This is a genomic window from Nonomuraea sp. NPDC049480 (assembly GCF_044465905.1).
GTDB lineage: Bacteria > Actinomycetota > Actinomycetes > Streptosporangiales > Streptosporangiaceae > Nonomuraea.
This window is the reverse complement of record NZ_JBITMD010000002.1, coordinates 526070-543859: the sequence shown is the minus strand read 5'-3', so window position 1 is coordinate 543859 and position 17790 is coordinate 526070. Positions and strand designations below refer to the sequence as shown.

General features: G+C 71.9%; 11 protein-coding genes. 3 read left to right on the top strand and 8 right to left on the bottom strand.

The genetic code is table 11. The features are described 5' to 3' along the window. Positions 1-183 precede the first annotated feature (183 nt). From ACIBX3_RS07925 to ACIBX3_RS07900, 6 genes are all read right to left on the bottom strand, one after another. The gene (locus ACIBX3_RS07925; RefSeq protein ID WP_397114324.1) at positions 184-1629 is read right to left on the bottom strand and encodes an ankyrin repeat domain-containing protein; all 1446 of its coding nucleotides are present in this window, start codon (positions 1627-1629) and stop codon (positions 184-186) included. A 172-nt stretch (positions 1630-1801) separates the two neighbouring features. Beyond that, positions 1802-3874 carry a protein kinase gene (locus ACIBX3_RS07920; RefSeq protein WP_397114322.1) on the bottom strand — a complete coding sequence of 691 codons (2073 nt, stop codon included), beginning with the start codon at positions 3872-3874 and terminating at the stop codon, positions 1802-1804. A 469-nt stretch (positions 3875-4343) separates the two neighbouring features. Beyond that, complete coding sequence (locus ACIBX3_RS07915) at positions 4344-5360, bottom strand: NAD-dependent epimerase/dehydratase family protein (RefSeq protein WP_397114320.1); 1017 nt, start codon at positions 5358-5360, stop codon at positions 4344-4346. Positions 5361-5364: 4 nt separating this feature from the next. Then, positions 5365-7560 carry a SulP family inorganic anion transporter gene (locus ACIBX3_RS07910; protein WP_397114318.1) on the bottom strand — a complete coding sequence of 732 codons (2196 nt, stop codon included), beginning with the start codon at positions 7558-7560 and terminating at the stop codon, positions 5365-5367. Positions 7561-7685: 125 nt separating this feature from the next. Beyond that, the gene (locus tag ACIBX3_RS07905) at positions 7686-9269 is read right to left on the bottom strand and encodes a hypothetical protein (protein WP_397114316.1); all 1584 of its coding nucleotides are present in this window, start codon (positions 9267-9269) and stop codon (positions 7686-7688) included. 183 nt (positions 9270-9452) lie between these two features. Next, positions 9453-9992, bottom strand: a complete 540-nt coding sequence (locus ACIBX3_RS07900) for a YbhB/YbcL family Raf kinase inhibitor-like protein (RefSeq protein WP_397114314.1) — start codon at positions 9990-9992, stop codon at positions 9453-9455. 680 nt (positions 9993-10672) lie between these two features. On the opposite strand from ACIBX3_RS07900, the gene ACIBX3_RS07895 reads away from it, so the two are divergent. Together ACIBX3_RS07895 and ACIBX3_RS07890 are read left to right on the top strand one after the other, a co-directional pair. Next, entirely contained in the window at positions 10673-11194 is a 522-nt protein-coding gene (locus ACIBX3_RS07895) for a PH domain-containing protein (RefSeq protein WP_397114312.1), read from the top strand. Beyond that, the gene (locus ACIBX3_RS07890; RefSeq protein ID WP_397114310.1) at positions 11191-12900 is read left to right on the top strand and encodes a PH domain-containing protein; all 1710 of its coding nucleotides are present in this window, start codon (positions 11191-11193) and stop codon (positions 12898-12900) included. Before ACIBX3_RS07895 ends, ACIBX3_RS07890 begins: the two co-directional genes overlap by 4 nt. 154 nt (positions 12901-13054) lie before the next feature. Here ACIBX3_RS07890 and sepH read toward each other — a convergent pair whose 3' ends face one another. Further along, positions 13055-15772 carry a septation protein SepH gene (sepH, locus tag ACIBX3_RS07885; protein WP_397114308.1) on the bottom strand — a complete coding sequence of 906 codons (2718 nt, stop codon included), beginning with the start codon at positions 15770-15772 and terminating at the stop codon, positions 13055-13057. Between the two features lie 160 nt (positions 15773-15932). Beyond that, entirely contained in the window at positions 15933-16880 is a 948-nt protein-coding gene (locus ACIBX3_RS07880) for a S8 family serine peptidase (protein ID WP_397114306.1), read from the bottom strand. A 113-nt stretch (positions 16881-16993) separates the two neighbouring features. Here ACIBX3_RS07880 and ACIBX3_RS07875 point away from each other — a divergent pair, with 113 nt between their 5' ends. Further along, on the top strand, positions 16994-17737 hold the full coding sequence (locus tag ACIBX3_RS07875; protein ID WP_397114304.1) for a hypothetical protein: 744 nt from the start codon (positions 16994-16996) through the stop codon (positions 17735-17737). Positions 17738-17790: the final 53 nt, after the last annotated feature.

Sequence of the window (17790 nt, the reverse complement as noted above, 5' to 3'; positions counted from 1 at the left end):
TGCCGCTCTGGTTCTTCCCGGCCTACAGGCCGACTCGTTACCTCCATCCCCCTGACCAGGGGCTTTGGAGGGCATGCTTCCCTCTGTTCCGGCGCTGTTCCGCCATGTCCCTCTCGATACGCCCATGTGCAAGCCCGTCTTCGTGCACAGGAAGTGATCGGGAGCCCTGGGGAGTTTCATTCATCACTCTCGCCCTAGATTTCGCAGGTAGGCCGCCACGCGGCGTTTGCCGCCGTACTCGGCCCAGCCGAGCGGGGTCGAGTCGTGCTCGGTGTCCTTGATCGTCGCATCGGCGCCGAGCTCGATCAGCGTCCTGGCCGTCTCCACGTCGTCGTTCCAGGCCGCCTGGTGCAGCGGGGTGGTCCGGTGCAGGTGGTTCACGTCGAAGCCGAGACCGGCGAGGAGCCGCACCGCCGCTGGCTTGCGCTGCGCGGCCGCGGTGTTGATGAGTTCCGGGGATCGGGCGAGCGCTCGTGCCAGCGGTTCGGGGCCGAATCCGGCCACCGCGCCGGCGTCGGCGCGCATGCAGGCGGCGGTGAACGCGTCCATCTCCTCCAGCGCCGCCGAGCCGCCTGCCGCGGCGAGGATCTCCGCGACCTCGGTGTGGCCGTGCAGCAGGGCGAGCTCGTAGGGGGTGCGTCCGCCGTACGCCGGATGCCCGCCCAGACCGTTCACCTCCGCGCCGTGTGCGAGGAGCAGCCGGGCCCGCTGCGGGCCGCCCCGCAGCGCGGCGGTGGCCAGTTCGTCGCGGAGCATCTGCTGCGGGGACTGCAGCGTCGGACCCAGCCGGGCATGCCACGGCCCGCCCTGCCCGCGGCCCAGGCCGAACTCCAGCAGGAGCTCAAGGTGGGCGGTGTCGTCGGAGAAGGAGCCGCCGAGCCCGAGGTTGTACAGGGTCTGGCTGTCGTTGGGGTCCGCTCCGGCCTCCAGCAGGCACCTGGCCAGCGCCAGGCCCTGCGGATGCCGTGGCTGGTCGCCCTCTCCTCCGCCGAATGCGCCGGTGAGCGCCGTGAACGGCGAGGTCAGGCCGTCCCACAGGAATCCGGCGTTGGGGTCGGCGCCGTGCTCGAGCAGGAGCCGGGCCGCCGCCACATACCGGCCAGGCGCATCAAGACGCGCGTAGGCCAGGTACAGCAGCGGCTCCCATCCAAAGGGGCCGCCCTGCGCCCGGGCGAGCCCCGGATTCTCGGCCAGCGCGTCTGCCAGCGCGTCGGCCGAGCCGGTGGCCGCCATGGTGAAGACGTTCGCGGTGGACAGCCGCGGATGCCGGGCCAGCAGCAGGCCGGCCTCACCGGTCCGGCCCGGGTAGTCGGAGCCGTAGGTGAGGCAGGCCAGCCGCAGGAATTCTTCCGGCAACTCCTGGCTCGGTGCGACCCGGTGCGGCGACCGGGAGTACCGCTCGACGGCGCCGATGTGTTCTTTCAGCTTGGGCCAGCTCGCGAAGCCGTACATGCGGGCGGTGACGAGCTGCGCATCGGACAGCTTGAGCGTCTCCGGCGGCCGGGGATGGAACTCGGTGACGAGTCCGAGCGCCTCGGGAACTGCCGCCTTCGCATACTGAAGGAGCGTCTTGGCCTGCTTGCGGAGCCGTTCGATGCTGGGGTTGTCGGGCAGGCGATGGATGGGCACCAGGGCCTCCTTTCCGTCTGGCCTGGTGTCCGCATGATCAGGCTGGAAAAGAGGTCGGGCCGAGTCGTTCGATGAGCATCAGGTGGGCTTGGCCCTTCCCGCGGACCGGTGGCGCCCTGAGCGCCGCTCTGCCCAGCCTACGCGATCGAGGCGTGCCGTACGGAGCCCTGGTTCATGAGCCCCTGGTGGGGTTGACCGTGAAGTACGGGGTGAAGTCCAGGGTGTCCGGGACCTCCAGCAGCGTGCGCATCAGCTTGCCGTCGAACGCCACGACCCGGACCTCGTCGTTGGCCGCGTTGTCCTGCTCCCAGCAGTACAGATGCGACTCGTCGTACCAGCCCAGCACCTTGTCGCAGTCGGAGGAGAACGTGCGCGCCCGCTTGCCGGTGCCGGTGTCCCAGATGCAGTGGTCGCCGTCGCCGCCGCCCCGGCAGTTGGTCACGAACATCTTGCCCGAGGGCGAGAAGATGTCCAGCGTTCCGGACGCCAGCGGCCCGATGCCCGCTATGTCCCGCGTGTGCTTGCCGGAGGCGTCGAAGAAACGCAGCCCTTCGTCCTTGCCGTAGACGATGACCACGCCTGTCCCGGTGGCGTCCCAGCCGAAGTCGGAGTCCTGGATCGAGGTGTCGGGCACCTCGACCACGCTTGCTTTGGCCTGGGCCACGTCCACGACGGCGAAGCCCGTTGAGATCCAGTCGTCCTCGCCCTTGTTGTCCTTGATTTTCTTGTCGATGTTGAGCAGGACCTTCGAGCCGTCCTTCGACCAGGCGCGGAGGGTGCTGATCAGCGGCTTGCGCACAGTCTTGACCCGGAAGCTGGAGCCGGCCTTCCTGTCGGTGAAGAGGATCGAGTCGTAGTCGTCCGAGGTGTAGTCCTGCGGCCTTCCCGCGAGGTAGCGGCCGTCGGGCGAGACCAGCGACTCCCAGTTGCCGGGGTGCTTGTCGAACGAGCCCCGCAGCGACCGCCTGGCGTAGTCGATGTCGTCGTCGAGGTTCTTGTTGTAGACCTCGTACGCCGTCAGCGCGATCGGGTCGGACGATTGCTCGTGGAGCGTGATCTGGCCGCCGGGCAGCGTGCTCTTCGTGGGCGTGGCGGGGGTCGGGGACTGCGGCGCCTGGCTCGTCTCCTTCGGCGACGCGGTCGTGGAGGCCGACGCGGTCGTGGGTCCGGCCGCGATCGAGATCTTCTGCAGGACCACGGCCACCGCCACCCCGATCACGACGATCAGGGCGACGACCGCGGTGGCCACGCCGACGACGATCCGCCCCTTGGCCTTCGTCCGTTCGGCCTCAGGACGGCGTTCCACGCTGGGGTGGTATTCCAGGCTGGGATGGCGGTCCATGTCAGGACGGCGGTCCGTCTGAGGGCGGCTGACCGCCGAGGCCTCTCTGGCGCCCCGCTCCAGGAGGCCGACGTCGGCCACGGGCTGCTGGGGCACCGGATGCCCCAGCAGCCGCATGATGACCTGCTGGGCCGTCGGCCGCCGCGCCGGGTCCTTGGAGAGGCACTCCGCCACCACGTCGCGCAGTGGTCCGTCCAGCGTCCCCAGGTCGGGCTGCCCGCTGAGCACCCGGTTGATCAGCGGGTGCATCGCGCCGCTGCCGAACGGCGCCCACCCGCTGGACGCGTAGATCATCGTGCCGGCCCAGGAGAACATGTCGGACGCGGGTCCGATCGTGTCCCCCATGAACTGCTCGGGAGACATGTACGCGGGCGTGCCGACCGGCGAGTTGCTGAACGTCGAGGTGGCGTTGAGCGCACGCGCGATGCCGAAGTCGATCACACGTGGCCCGTCGGCGCCGAGGATGACGTTGGCCGGCTTGAAGTCCCGGTGCACGATCCCGGCCTGGTGGATCGCGGCCAGCGCGGTGGCGGTGCCGATGGCCAGCCGATCCAGCCCCGAGCCGCGCCGCGGGCCCTCGTCCTGCACGACCTGCTGCAGGGAGGAGCCTTCGACGAACTCGCTGACGATGTACGGCCGCCCGCCTTCGACACCGGTGCCGAGGACGGCCGCGGTGCAGAACGGCGCCACCCGCCGGGCGACCTCCGCCTCCCGCAGGAAACGCCCGACACTGACGTGGTCGTCCGTCTGGTCGGGCTGCAGCCACTTGACGGCCACCTGCGCGCCCGAAGGGTTTCTGGCCAGGTAGACAACACCCTGTCCGCCTTCGCCGAGCTTGCCGAGGATTGCCAGATCTCCAAGCCTCTGGGGGTCACCAGGGGTAAGCGGCGCGTAAGACGGCATGAAGGGATTTTGGCCCGATGAAGCGGATCTATGAAACTTACTGGCCGGTATTCTGCGGGAATATCGTCCGGAAAATCGCAATAAAGGCGTCGCATGCAGCTTCATGTGACCGTCACGCGCTTTTCCGTGACAGAAACGGACGCCCGGACGGACCGATCGTGCGAAGAACGGACCAGAGACCCGGTCGGCGCCGGATCCCGGGTCTACGATCAGGGGCGTGGAGCCTTCCGGGGCCGGAGAGGTCCGTCTCCGCGCGAGCGCGCACGAGCGGTGAGGGGCGGAGGTGATCACGCTTGTCCCGCCACCATCGGCTGCCCCTTGCTCAGGGGCCCCGGCTGGACAGTGGGCACCTCCGCCCCTCCGGCCCCTGGGAGTCAGGACCGGCGCTGCGAGGTGCGCCGTGGGCACCTGGAGTACCTCGCTGGCACCGCGACACTAACCCCGCCCGCGCCCTGCGGTCTGCGCAGGATTACTCAGAACGGGACGCCCACGCGGCGAGAATCGCGGCCTCCTTGTCCGGCGATATCCCGTGCGTCATGTTGGTGCCAAAATTGCGGCGCTTTTCCGGGATCTCTCGTAACCATGCCCACGTGTCGCGTACGGTCTCCGCGACGGGACGGATCCGCAGCCCGGCCGCCTGCGCCTTGGCCGTCGGCACACTCCAGAAGTTGCCGGTCTCCGCCGCCGGCGGGCCGCCCCACAGCGGCAGCTCCACGAACGTGCCGGCGCCCTGCTCCGCCAGGAACGTGCTGTCCACCCACACGAACTCCGCGTCGGACCCGGTCGCCTCCTTGCACAGGCCCAGCCACTCCCCGAAGGTCGTCTGGCCCACCGGCCCCGTCACCAGGAACCGGCCGGCCATGCCCTGCTCGGCCTGGTCCAGCGTGAAGATCCCCAGGTCGCGCGCGTCCACGAACTGCATCGGCGCGTCCGGCTCCCCCGGCGCCAGCACCTGCCCGCCCCGCGCGATCCTGGTCAGCCACCACGGCAGCCTGGCCACGTCCTCGTGCGGCCCCAGGATGATGCCCGGCTGGACGATCAGCACGTTGCCGTCGAACCCCTGCTCCACCGCCCGCTCGCAGCCCGCCTTCAGCACCCCGTAGTTGCCGTCGTCGGGCCCGGCGTCGGGCTCGCACGGCCAGATCTCCGAATCTTCCTTGGCCGGTTTGCCGGGGAAGTCGGCGATCGCCGAGATGGTGGAGATGAACGCGTACGTCCCCGTGTGCCCGGACAGCGCCCGCGCCGACGCGCCCACCACCCGCGGCACATAGCCGGAGGTGTCCACCACGAAGTCCCACGAACGCCCCTCGACCAGCCGCTCCAGGTCTTCCGCCGACTCCCGGTCGCCGCGCACGGGCTCGGCCCCGGGCACGTCCACCCCGCTACGCCCTCTGTTGAACGTCGTGACCACGTGTCCCCGAGCCAGCGCCTCCTCCACGACGGCACGCCCCAGGAACCCCGAACCACCGATGACAAGAACCCTCATGGGCTCATTCTTCGCCCGCGGGCACCCAGCGATCAGCAGTCTTCACCGAGGGCGTAGAACGCAGCGGCGGCACGAGGTGCACCCGGGCCGTCGCGATGTCGAAGTACAGCCCCACCAGCTCCAGCTTCCCGGCTCTGACCTGCTCGTCGACCTTCCGGTACGTGCGAAGGTTCTCCAATTGCTGCTGCACGTTGACCCGGCACAGCACGTCCAGTGCGCCGCTGTGCAGCCGGTCGCCCTCGGTCTCGATGAACGTGGCCAGGCTGTGATCGCCGTGCCGCAGCCACCGCCGCAGCCCCGGCAGGCTGCCCGCCTGCACGCCCGCGCTCAGCACCCCCGCCATCGCGCCGCACCCCGAATGGCCGCACACCGTGATCGTGTGCACGCCCAGCACCTGCGTCGCGTACTCGATCGCGGCCACCACCGAGTCGTCGTGCGGCTCCGACCCCCTGCGCGGCACCAGGTTGCCGATGTTGCGCACCGTGAACAGGTCGCCGGGGCCGCTGGCGGTGATCAGGCTGGGCATGATCCTGGAGTCCGCGCACGTGATGAACAGGTGCGACGGCTGCTGCTTGAGCGCCAGCTCGGTGAAGATGGGCTTCACCAGCGGCGCCGTGCGCCGGTGGTACTCGCGCGCCCCCGCCGTCAGCTGGCATTCCACCTGCGTGGTCCCGCCGTTCGACGGCACCGCGCGGCTGCCCGGGCGGCGGTGCCGGTGCGCCCACGGCAGCCACCAGCGGTCCGGCGCCACGGGCGGCGACTTCACGGGGAACATGCGCGCCCCGCTGGCCGCCAGTGTGTACCACTCGTCGTGCAGCTCGTCGATGTCGACCGTGCCACCCATGCGCTCGTGGTCCAGCCGCCACGAGTGGAGGGCCTCGAAGGCCGCGTTGTCCATGAAGTCGATGTTCAGGTCGAGGTCCACGGGGGTGGCCGCGGGGATCGTCCGCAGCTCGTGCGTCAGCCTCGGCACGCCCAGGAACGTCAGCGACCCCGAGATCGTCACGTGCAGCCGGCCGTCCCTGTCCTCGCGCTTCAGCACGGTGACCCAGGTCAGCCGGCGCAGCGCGAGAAGCGCGGCCAGCGCGAGCCCGGCCAGCACCCCCTCGGCCAGCCCGAGCAGGATCACGGTGACCATCGTCATCACGTACACCGGCACCTCGCCGTGGCCGTGCACCTTCTTGACGTGGCCCAGGTTCACCATCTGCACGCCGATGAACACCAGCAGCGCCGCCAGTGCCTCCACCGGGATCAGCTTGATCGCCGAGCCGAACCCGAGCGCGAAGGCCAGCACCCACACCCCGTGCAGGATCGTCGAGCAGCGCGTGCGCGCGCCGGCGTGCACGTTGGCGGTGCTGCGCACGATCACCCCGGCGACCGGCAGGCCGCCGAGCGCGCCGGTGACCATGTTCGCCACGCCCTGGCCGGTCAGCTCCTGGTCGAGGTCGGCCCGGCGGCCGCCGTGCATGCCGTCGACCGCCACGCAGCACAGCAGCGACTCGCAGCCCGCCAGTAGCGCCACCAGCAGCACCGCGGCCACGATCAGATGCCAGTCGCCCTGCGGCAGGACGGGGAAGGCCCACTCGGTGACGCTGTCGGACAGGTCCACGCGCGTGACGTCCCAGTCGAACACCCACGCCGTGACCGCCGCCGTCACCAGGGCGACCAGCGGCGCCGGAACCGCCTTGACCCGCTTGGGCAGCCGCGTCCACACGGCCAGCACCGTGATCGTGAGCAGGCCGACCGCCACCTTGTGGCCGTGCAGGTCGGCGATCTGCCCGGGCAGCTCGATCAGGTTGGCCACGGCCGAACGCTGGGAGCTGCCGCCCAGCACGACGTGGAGCTGGGACAACGCGATGATCACGCCGACGGCCGCCAGCATGCCGTGGATGACGGCCGGCGACACCGCGAGCGCCGCCCTGGCCGCCTTGAACACTCCCAGCACGAGCTGCACGGCCCCCGCCAGCAAGGTGATCATGCAGGTGGCGCGCCATCCGTACGTGTGCACCAGATCCACGACCACCAGGGAGAGCCCGGCGGCCGGACCGCTCACCTGTACGGCAGACCCGCCCAGCGCGCCCGCCACGATTCCGCCCACCACGGCGGCGATCAGCCCGGCGGCCAGCGGCGCCCCGGACGCCATCGCGATGCCCAGCGACAGGGGCACCGCGACGAGGAAAACCACGAGCGAGGCTGGCATGTCATGCCGGAGGGTGCTCACCCAGCTACTCTGCGTGTCGCGGAACATGGAGCAAACCCTAATGCTCCGTCGACCCCGCTTTAGCGGCGCGTCACATGGGTTTTACGCATTAATGGCGCCTGCGATCAGCGGTAGTAGTCGTGCGGGAAGTCCTTCTCCGAGGGCCGTCGCTGGCCGCCGTCGCCGTTTCCGCGAGGCGCCTGCGACGGGTCGGTGAACATGTCGCCGCCCCCGGTGTATCCCGGCCAGGTCGTCTGAGTGCCGTTCGACGACGGCGGCTCAGGCCAAGCGGTGGCGGGGATGGTGGTGATGTCGCCGGTCTCGTACGCGGGGAACGCGGCCGCGGCGGTCGTGATGTCGCCCGTCTCGTACGCGGGGTACGCGGACGGGGGAACCGGCTTCGAGAGCACGTCGTCGTAGGCGCCCGCCGACACCGCCCGCCCCGGCGTGGTCGGGGTGCCGCCGGCGGGGGAGGCGCTGGGGAGTGGCTCGGAGTCGTCGGCCACGGCCCAGCCGGGGCGCACCTCGTACGAGGCGGGGTAGGACGAGCGGCCGGCGGGCTGCTCGAAGGCCGGCCAGGAGGTCGCCGGGCCGCCGTACACGGTGGCCGTGGTGGGGTCGTCCAGGATGTCGGGCGAGGCTGTGGCGGGCCAGGAGCCGGACGGGGTGGGCGTCGGCGGGGTGGCCCAGGTGGTCTCGAGGGGGTCGCCCGCGCCGTTGTAGGCGGGGAACGGGTCGCTCGTCGGGGCGCCGTGGATGGGCGCGGGCTGGGCGATCGGGAACGAGCCGCTGGAGGCCGGGCCCGCGGCGGGGAACGCGCCGCTGCCGGTCGAAGGGGAGGCAGGGAAGGACCCGCTGACGTTCGCCGGGGAGGCCGGATAGGAGCCGCTGCCGTTGGCGAAACCGTTGCCGTTCGTGGCCGGCTGCGGGCGGGTGGGCGGGGCCGGCTCGGGCCGCGCGGCGGGCACCGGCTGGGCGCCCGCGCCGAGGATGCTCATCACGTCGGCCGTCGGGGCCGCGAACGTCATGGTGCGCTGGTCCGCCAGTTCGGCCTGCGAGGGAGTGGCGCGCTTGGCGGGCTCGACCAGATCGGCGAGGTTGGCGGTGGCGGGAACCTGGCGCTGCGGCAGGGGGGCCTGGACGGTGGCCGCGTTGGGGTCGACGGCCGCGGAGACGGGCTGGGGCTTGGCCTTGCGCTCACCACGCCGCTCGGCGGCGGGACGCTCGGTCCGGCCCGGGCGCTCGGCGGCGCGCTGCGGTTGCTGCTCGGCCGGGCGCTCCCGGCCCGCGGGACGCGGGGCATCCGGGCGGGAGGCGGCCTTCCTGGCCGCCACGGTGCCCCCGGCGCCGAAGCCGCCCTGCTCCGCATCGCTGCGGATGTTGGCCCAGAACTCCTCGTCCTCGTCGTCCGAGGTCGGGTTGCCCCACTCGTCGACGCCACGCTTGCCGCGCTGGCCGGTGCGAACCGGTTTCGGCGCTTTGGGCGCGTCAATGGGGCTGAAGTCGGGGCTGAAGTTGTTCATCCGTGGCTCGTGCGCGGCGAACTCGTCCGTGGAGCGCGCGTGAGTCTGCTCCTCCTTCTCGGCCATCTCCTTCAGCCGTTCCGGAGGGAGAGAGCTCTCCCGCTTGTTCATAGAACGCATGCCCAGTGCCACGACGACGAGCACGAGGAGCACGACAGCGACCAAGCTCACGACAACCGCAGTCATTGCACCACCCTCAAAGCCATGGCCTCCCTCTGGCATCGGTGAGATCGCGCGGCCATCGACGCGACCTGCCCCCTTTGATCACCAATGCCTAACAATTCGATCTGATTGTGTCGGACCACTATGAGCGTTGTCACACCCTACGTGAAGAATTGGTACACCGTACTACCTGCAGTGTTCGGTCTCTCACTCGATGTCGACCGCTGTGAGGCGGCCCCGGGCAATGGTCTGGTCCGCGATCTGCTTCAGGATCTCGGGCAGGGAACTGCCCTTATTGGGATCGACCTTGCCGTTCAACGTATAGACCGTGAAGCGGTAGCTTCCCGGGTCGCACGGGGGCTCGTAGCCCACTTTTCCACTGGTCACCGACGCCTGTCCGGCCCCTGACGGGGGCTCCGCGGCGGCGTTGGGGCCCAACTCGGTCGTGGTCGCCGGGATGTTGTAGAGCACCCAGTACACGGCCGCGTTGGACGAGGTCTGTGAGTCGACCACGATCGCGATCGACTTCGCTTTGGACAGCGGCTGGCTCGACCAGCGCAGCGGCGGGCTGCCCTGGTTGCCCTTGCAGGAGTATTCGCGCGGCAGCGGCCGGCCGTCGCGCAGCTCCGGGCTCGAGACGTTGATCTCCGCGATGTCGTCGGCCTGTGACTTGCCGATGAGGCCGCTGCAACCCGACAACGCGAACGCCGCACCCACCGCCGTCACAGTGACAGCGATGCGTCCCACGCGTGATGCCGTGTTACACAGCCCCATGCCGGACGATGCTACGCGGCTCTCGGCGGTGCGCAGACCGTTTCTCGATGGTCCGTCGTCGGTAAAGGATCCGAAATCAGCCAGAATCGCAGCATTAGGGGAGTGAGGTTGGCCACATCCGCCCCTCCCGCCCCTCCCGCCGAACCGAATCGAGTCCCGCCGGGAGACCCTTACTGGCCTGCTGCGTCACCCCTGCGGGCCGCCGGGCCGGGTCCCGTACGGCGTTGCGACAAAACGGACATCGGTTTCGGTCGCCGGCCCGGGCAAAAACCAGGTGCGCCGGATCGGCCGTGAGCGGTATCGGAGCTGGGCGAGATGGTCTCCGTCGGACGGCGACCGCGATGGTGACTGGAATCGGCCGCGTCGAGTCTCGGCCCCGGGCGGGATCGCCTCGGGCGGACGGCGGCTGCCACGTCGCGTGAGGCGTTCGCGCCGGGGTGCGGTCCCGCGCGGGCCCGAGCCTGGCTGGTACGAACGTGGCGCCGCCGATGTGGCCAAGCTCGACAGCCTGCGGCCGGCCGCCACCGAGCATTGCAGCCGTGCCGGGCGCGGGCGACCGGACACGCCGCGGCGATCGGCGGATCTTTACCGCCGCCGGCAGGCGGATCTTCACCGATCCGCCGACAGATCGCCTTCGGTCCTAAGCTGGCCTTGTGACGTCATCAGGCCCGCTGCGCGATCCGGCGAACCGCGTCTCGCCCAAAGCCGTCCGCCTGTGGCTGCTGGAGGCGCTGCTCGCGTTCGTGTTCTTCCTCGGCGGCTCGATCCTGGTATCGAGGTGGGTCGGGGGGAGCGGGTGGTCGTGGGTGCCGGAGTGGTTCGCCCTCAACTCCTGGCTGCTGCCCCTGGCGGTCGTGGTGGTGACCCTGCCGTTCCTGGCGGCCGAGCCGTTCGTCCGGTACTCCGTACATCGCTGGGAGCTCTCAGGTGACGTCGTCTACGCCAGGTCGGGATACCTGACCAGGGAGTGGGTGTTCGTGCCCGTGAGCCGCATCCAGACGGTCGACAAGGGGCAAGGATGGTTCGAGCGGATGCTCGGGCTGGCCACGCTGGAGATCCGCACCGCGTCCCACGCCGGCTCGTCGACGATCAAGGGCCTGGACTACCGGGTGGCGGCGGGACTGGCCGAGCGGCTCGCGCACCGGGCCGAGGAGCTCAGGGACGACGCGACATGACCGACCCCCGGCGTGCCCACGACAGCTCCCCGCCCGATGACCCCGACACCGGCCCCGCACCCGAAGGCGCTTCACCATCGTCGTCCGGGGACGTGCCGCCGCCGGGGCCCGGAGCCGTGTCGCGGCCCTCGCCCGGGAGCGGGTTCCCGCCGAGGCCTGGAGGCGGGCAGGTAGACGGGCCGGAAGGGCCGGAGGGCGGGCCGCAGGGGCCTCCGGTTCCCGTGCGGGTGCCGCTGCGGTTGAGCCCCAAAGTGCTGCTCATCGATCCGGTACGCATGCTGCCGTCCCTGCTCCTGCCCCTCCTCGGCGTCCTGTTCGTGGGCGGCTTCTCGGCCAGGTCGTACGGCTGGGCGGCGCTCGGCGTCGTCGGCACCGTGGTGTTCGCGATCATCAGATGGGCCACGTTCACGTACGAGATCGCCGGCGACCGCCTGGAGACGAAACGGTCGCTGATCAGCCGCTCCGTGCGCACCATCCCGCTGGAGCGCATCCGCGGCGTCGACGTGTCCACGCCGCCCATGCACCGGTTGCTCGGCCTGGCCGTACTCAAGATCGACACGAGTGCCAGCGGCGGTGACGAGGAGGCCGAGCTCGACGGGGTCACACTGGCGGAGGCCGAACGCGTCAAGGCGCTGCTCCTGCGGCGTGCGGCACCGCCGGAAGGGCATGTCCGGGAAGAGGCGGCCGCCGGCCCCGCGGAACGGCCGATCATCCGCGTGCCGCGCAGGTGGCTGCTGTACGGGCCGCTGTCCGGCGCGTACCTGCTCACCCCGTTCGCACTCGCCGGCGGCGCCGTGGGACTGGCGTTCCAGTGGGGGGACGAGCTGGGATTCGGGCAGGACGCCGCCTGGCAGGTGGGCCGGTGGCTCTGGGACCGCCCATACCTGCTGCTGATCGTGGCGGTGCTGCTCGTCCTGGCGATGCCGATACTCGGCGGGCTCATGTACGCGGTCTTCAACTGGGGTTTCGTGCTCAAGCGGCGCGACGGCTACCTGGTGGCGGAGCGTGGCCTGATCAACCGGCGCAGCGTGTCGCTGGAGTCGGAGCGGGTGCGCGGCTACGAGATCGTGGACGGCCTCGCCGAACGATGGGCCAGGGTCGTACGCGTGTGGGCGATCGTGACGGGGCTCGGCGACTCGCAGACCCGAGGGCAGTTGCTGCCCGACGTGCCCAGGTCGGTCGCCATCGAGGTGACCAGGGAGGCGGTCGGTCCCTACGAGGCGGCCCTGCGCCGGCATCCGCCTGTCGCGCGCAACCGCCGCCTGTTCCGGGCCGTCTTCCCGTGGGCGGTGATGGCGCTGATCAGTGCCGTGGCCGTCTGGGCGACCGGCACGATGTTGTGGTGGATCGTGCTGGTCGTGTCGCTGCTGCTGGCCGGCGTGGGCATCCCTTTGGGGCTCGACCGGTACGCGTCCCTGGGGCACGGCTACGACGGGGTGCGGATGGCGGTGAGGTCGGGTTCGCTGCGGCGCGCCCAGGCCGTGGTCGAACGCCGGGCCGTGGTGGGATGGCGGCTGCGGCAGACGTGGTTCCAACGGCGGGCCGGGGTGCTCACACTCGTCGCCGGCGTGGGGGCCGGCAAGGGAGGCTATGAGGCGATCGACGTCTCGGAGTCCCAGGGGGCCGGCTTCCCGGCCGAGGTGACCCCGGAGTGGCTCGCACCCTTCCTGACGCCGCCCGCAGGGGATCCGCCCCCTGCCGAGTGAATGTACGGGTCCGGCCGAGGGACCCGTACATGGGCGCATGCGGCGCGGCCTGCGGCGGCGGGATGTGGCCGGGCCCGTGTCAGCAAGACGTGACGAGGCCGGCGTCGGCTGGGTGCTGCCTGAGCCGGCCTCGGCTGGATGCGCCGCGCCGAGATCAGTCCTGGCGGCGGGCGCCGAACATGATCTCGTCCCAGGTCGGCACCGAGGCCCGGCGGCCCCTCGAGCCCTTGCGCGCCTGGCGGGCGGCCGGAGCGGGGGGCGGCGACGGCACCGGTACCGCCTGCTCCTCCTTGCCCTCGTCCTTGCCGGCCCGCGCCGCCGGCACCTTGGGCTCGGCGGGAGCGGGCTTCGGCTTGGGCGCCGGAGGCTTGCTCTCCTTCCCGGCCTTGGCCGCCTCGGCCTCGGGGGTCTGGGACTCCACGGCTCCGGATGTCTGGGACTCCGTGTCCGCCTGCGTCTCCGCGACCGGGGCTTCTCCGGCCTCGGACTTGGTCTGAGCGTCCTCGGCCTCGACCGGTTGAGCGGTGGCCTCGGCCGCGACGTCCACCGCAGAGGCAGAGGCGTCCGAGGTTCCGGCCGTGTCCCCAGCGGCAGAGGCGGGAGACGCATCGGTGGGAGGAGCGGCGGCGCTGCTCTCAGCGGTCGCGGGCGTCGCGGTTGGCGCGGCGGCCGCCGCGGGGGCGGGCGCGACGTCGGAGGGCGACGCCGCAACCGGCTCGGGGGCGGTCGCGGTGACGGTGGCCGGCTGGGCGGAGGTGGGCTGAGCGGCGGCGGTGGGCTGAGCGGAAGCAGCCGGCTGGGCGGTGGCTGGCCCGTCGGCATCCGTCGGCGCCTGGGCGTCCGTCTGCCCGGCAGCGCTGACCTGTCCGGTGGTGTCAGGCTCAGGAGCGGTTTCCTGCTGGGCAACGGGCGTCGGCTCGGTGCTTTCGGCCGGCCCGGTTTCCGAACGCGTCTCGGCGACGGCGGGCGACTCACCAGTGGCAGTCGGTCCGGTGCTCGGCCCCGCCACGGTGGCCGGTTCGGTGGCGGTGCTCGGTTCCGTCACGGTGGCCGGTTCGGTGGAGGAGGCCGACCTGGCGTCGGCGGGTGCTCCCGCGACGGTGGTGGGCCCGGCATCGGTGGTGGTGCTTGCGACGGTGGTGGTCGCCCCAGCCTCAGAGGGGGCGCTTGCGACGGTGGTCGGCCCGGGGTCGGTCGTGGTGCTCGCCGCGACGGTTGGTTCAGTGGCGGGTGTGGTCGTCTCGGCGGCAGGCGTCGTTTGGGCGGCAGGCGTCGGCTGGATGGCCGGCGTCGGCTGAGTGGTCGGCTGCGGCTTCGAGAGCGGCTGGGGCTGCAGGGGCGCAGGCGTGGCCACCTCGGGCTGCGCGGCCGGTTCGGGGACGGGGACCGTCTCGGCGGCGGCGACGGCGGCGGCCGGTTCCGGGACGGGGACCGTCTCGGCGGCGGCGACGGCGGCGGCCGGTTCCGGGACGGGGATCGTCTCGGCGGCGGCGGCGACGGCCGGTTCCGGGGCAGGCTGGGGCGCCGTGACCGGCTGCTTCTGGTCCGAGGCCGGCTCCTGGGCGGGACGCTGCTCCTGCGGCTGAGGACCGGTGGGCGGCAGGGGGCGGGCGTTCTCGGTGCCGTGGTGGGTCTGTTCGGCGGTCGGCGTGCGTTCCTGGGCGGTGGCCGGCTCCGTGGCGATGGGCTGCTGGGCGGCGGGTTCCGTGGTGACGGGCTGCGGAGCGGCGGGCTCCCCGGCGGTGGGCCGAGAGGCGGGACGGGAGTCCGTGGAGGTGGCCGGGGCGTAGATGGAGGAGTCGGCGTCGCCGCTGGAGCCGAAGTCGGGCAGCCATGGCGAAGACCCGCCGCGGCGGGAGGAACTGTCGCCGGGGCGGGCATGGCCGGGCTCCTGGGCAGGTGGCTCGGGCCGGGAAGGCTCGCGTCCCGCCTCCGGGACCGCCTCGCGCGGGGGAGCGGCACGGTCGAACGGCGCCTCACGCGCCGGCACCTCGGAGCGGTCGAACGAGGCGTCACGTGAAGGAACGCCGGAGCGGTCGAAAGAGGCGTCTCGGGACGGAGCGTCCGGGCGGTCGAAGGGAGCCTCGCGGGAGGGAACGTCAGGGGCGCGCGTGTAGCCGGTCTCCGACGACCTGGGCGGCGGGTTGTAGCCGACCGCCGGCTCTTCCGGCTCGCGCCGCGCCACCGGGGGGAACGGCACCGCGTCCGAGGCGAGCGGCGGCACCGGCTGCAGCTTGGCCACGCGCGGCGCGAACGGCGTCACCGTCGTGTCCTCCACGACGGCGGGCTCGGGGTCGAAGTCGGCCGAGGACAGGCGCATCGCCTCGTCGTCATGGGGCGTCACGTGACGCTTGCGCGGGTCGAAGAGCCACTCGGCGTGCCGCGTGTGGCCGTTCCACACATAGCCGAGATTGACCCGCCACAGGCCGTCGTCGCGCTTGGCGGAGTCCCAGTCGATCTCGTCCGTGGGCACGCCGCGCCTGTTCAGCCGCTCCACGACGAGATCGCCGAGGGTCGGTCCGGGGGCGGACTCCCCCGGCATGCGCACGGCGACCCGTTGCGCCTGCTGAGCGACGTACTCCCGCTCCTGCAGCACCGGCCCCTCGAACCAGCGCACCCGCTCGACTGGGATGCCGGCGGTCGCGGCGATCTCCTCCGCAGTCTCTCCGGCGCGAATGCGGGCCTGGATCTCCTTGGGGCGCAACGGACTCTCCACTTCGATCTCGTACTGGCCGAGACGGGAGAAGTTGCCGCGGACGGCAGCACGGAGCCGGTCGTCCACGGGAAGAGTGAAGCGGGTGCCCCGCCCGGCCGTAGCCAGCACGAGATAGGTGCCGTCCTCACTCACCGCGACGAGTCGGAGCTCCTGCATGCGAGTCCCTTCGTCAGCGTCGCCATTCTTCCCCCGGACCCTTGAGTCTCTCGCGTGTGCCGGTTGCCTGCCAGCACCGTACCCGGCATGTCCGAACATCGCCTTCCTGGGATAGCCCCGGGGCGATGTGACGCCGGTCACATTTGTCGAATCCATCCCTCTAGAGCCCGCCGCTGTGCATGAGGAGGTTAGAGGCCCTCGACGGGTTCTGGCGAATCGCGCCGCGGGCTGAGGTGCAGTTGAACCGAGACGTCAGGATGGCCGGGTTTGCGCCGGGGTGGAGCTCCAGGTAGCGGGCGGCGGCCCCGGCGAGATGCGGGGTGAGGGCAGTGTACGCCGCGCCGCCCGGCCTCATCCGGCACGCGGCGGAGTCGGCCGCGCCCACCACGAACACGCCCGACCGCACCAGAGCGTGTACGGCGGTGTCGAACGCGACGGAGCCGGCGCCGTCGAGTGAGAGGGCGGCGACGGACGGCCCGCGCGCGTGCCTGCGGATCCAGTCGAGTCCCGCCAGCACGTCGGCCAGCGTGCCCGGGCCGCCGCAGCCGAGCACGCGTACGGAGGCGATCCTGGCCCCCGGCGCCGCGGCGTGGACGCGGCCGGCGACCTGCGTGCCGTGGCCGGTGCAGTCGCGCCCGGCTCCGCCGGTGGCGTCGAAGGCGCGCCAGGCCCGCTCCTCGAAGGCGGGCCGGCCGGCGTCCACGCCGCTGTCCACGACGTACACGGTGACGCCGGCGCCCGCGGCCCGGCCGGCGGGCGGAAGGGCCGGTCTCCGGACCGGCATGGGATGGATCTGCCGATCGGGCTCGACCGCGCTGACCCGCGGGTCGGCCCGCAGCTCGGCCAGTTCGGCGGCGGTGAGGAAGGTGGCGAATCCGGGCAGCGCCGCGGTGTAGTAGCGCCGCACCCGCCATCGCACCTCGCCGACGAGATCGCGGGCGTCCGCCCGGCTGCCGGCGATGACGATGTAGGGCCGGGTGGGCTCGGTGGCGGCTGGGCGCAGGGCGAGTCCGGACGCGGGTGTCATGGCCAGCGGGACGGCGGTCGTGGCGGCCGTGGCCACGGCCGCGGCGAGGTACAGGGAGGGCAGGCCGAGTCGTCGGGGCACGAGCTAGGAGGGTGCCTGTCACGCATGTCACAGGAACAACGGGACACGCCTTCACGTCTATTCACGAGACAGCTCTTTACCGAACGCATGACAAGAGGGGACTGATCAAGGAGATGGGCGGCGAACAGCGGAGGTTCGAGCTGAGCGTCCCGCAGATCCTGGGCAGCGCCCTGGCCGCGGTGACCGCCGCCGTGGCCGCCTCCTATACGGGTGTGGCGGGCACGGTGATCGGCGCGGCCGTCGTCAGCGTCGCCAGCACGGTCGCCACCGCCATCTACACGCACTACCTCAAGCGGACGGGCGAGCGGGTCAAGCAGCACACGCTGACCGGCCGCCGCGACGAATCCGCGGAGGAGCCGGGTGAGGCGGGCTCGACACTGGTCATGCCCGCGATCGAGCAGTTCCGCAGGAGGCTGCCCTGGGCCAGGGTGGGGGCGGCCGCGGCGGTGGTGTTCGCCATGAGCATGGGCGGCATCCTGGTCTACCAGGCCGTAGCCCAGCAGACGGTGCACGAGCAGATCGTCGGCAAGTCCCCGAAGAAGTCCGACGAGGCGGACAGGGCGCCGGCCGAGCAGACCTCTGAGGCGGGCGATCCGCCCGCGTACCAGCCCCCGACGGCCACGGAGCAGCCCCGGACCCCGACCCCGACCCCGACCCCGACTGTGACCCCGACCGCGACACCGACCACGAAGCGGACGCCCGGGCCGGTGCCCGCGGAGCGGGACACGGTCACGCCGTCGCCCGCGCCGACCGCGACCGCGGCGCCGACGACGGCGGCCGAGGCCCCGCCGACGGACCAGGCCGACCCGGCGGAGCCGACCGACCAGGCGGAGCAGGCCGCGACGCCCGCCCCCTAGCCCCGTCCTCCGCGCGTGCCGCTTCGTCGCAGGTCAGTCGCCCCTCCCCGCCC

Coding starts and splice junctions, on each gene's coding strand:
- ACIBX3_RS07915 (WP_397114320.1), bottom strand. CDS start 5,360: ATGAGGGTTCTTGTCATCGGTGGTTCGGGGTTCCTGGGGCGTGCCGTC.
- ACIBX3_RS07875 (WP_397114304.1), top strand. CDS start 16,994: ATGGGCGGCGAACAGCGGAGGTTCGAGCTGAGCGTCCCGCAGATCCTG.
- ACIBX3_RS07905 (WP_397114316.1), bottom strand. CDS start 9,269: ATGACTGCGGTTGTCGTGAGCTTGGTCGCTGTCGTGCTCCTCGTGCTC.
- ACIBX3_RS07910 (WP_397114318.1), bottom strand. CDS start 7,560: ATGCCAGCCTCGCTCGTGGTTTTCCTCGTCGCGGTGCCCCTGTCGCTG.
- ACIBX3_RS07890 (WP_397114310.1), top strand. CDS start 11,191: ATGACCGACCCCCGGCGTGCCCACGACAGCTCCCCGCCCGATGACCCC.
- ACIBX3_RS07920 (WP_397114322.1), bottom strand. CDS start 3,874: ATGCCGTCTTACGCGCCGCTTACCCCTGGTGACCCCCAGAGGCTTGGA.
- sepH (WP_397114308.1), bottom strand. CDS start 15,772: ATGCAGGAGCTCCGACTCGTCGCGGTGAGTGAGGACGGCACCTATCTC.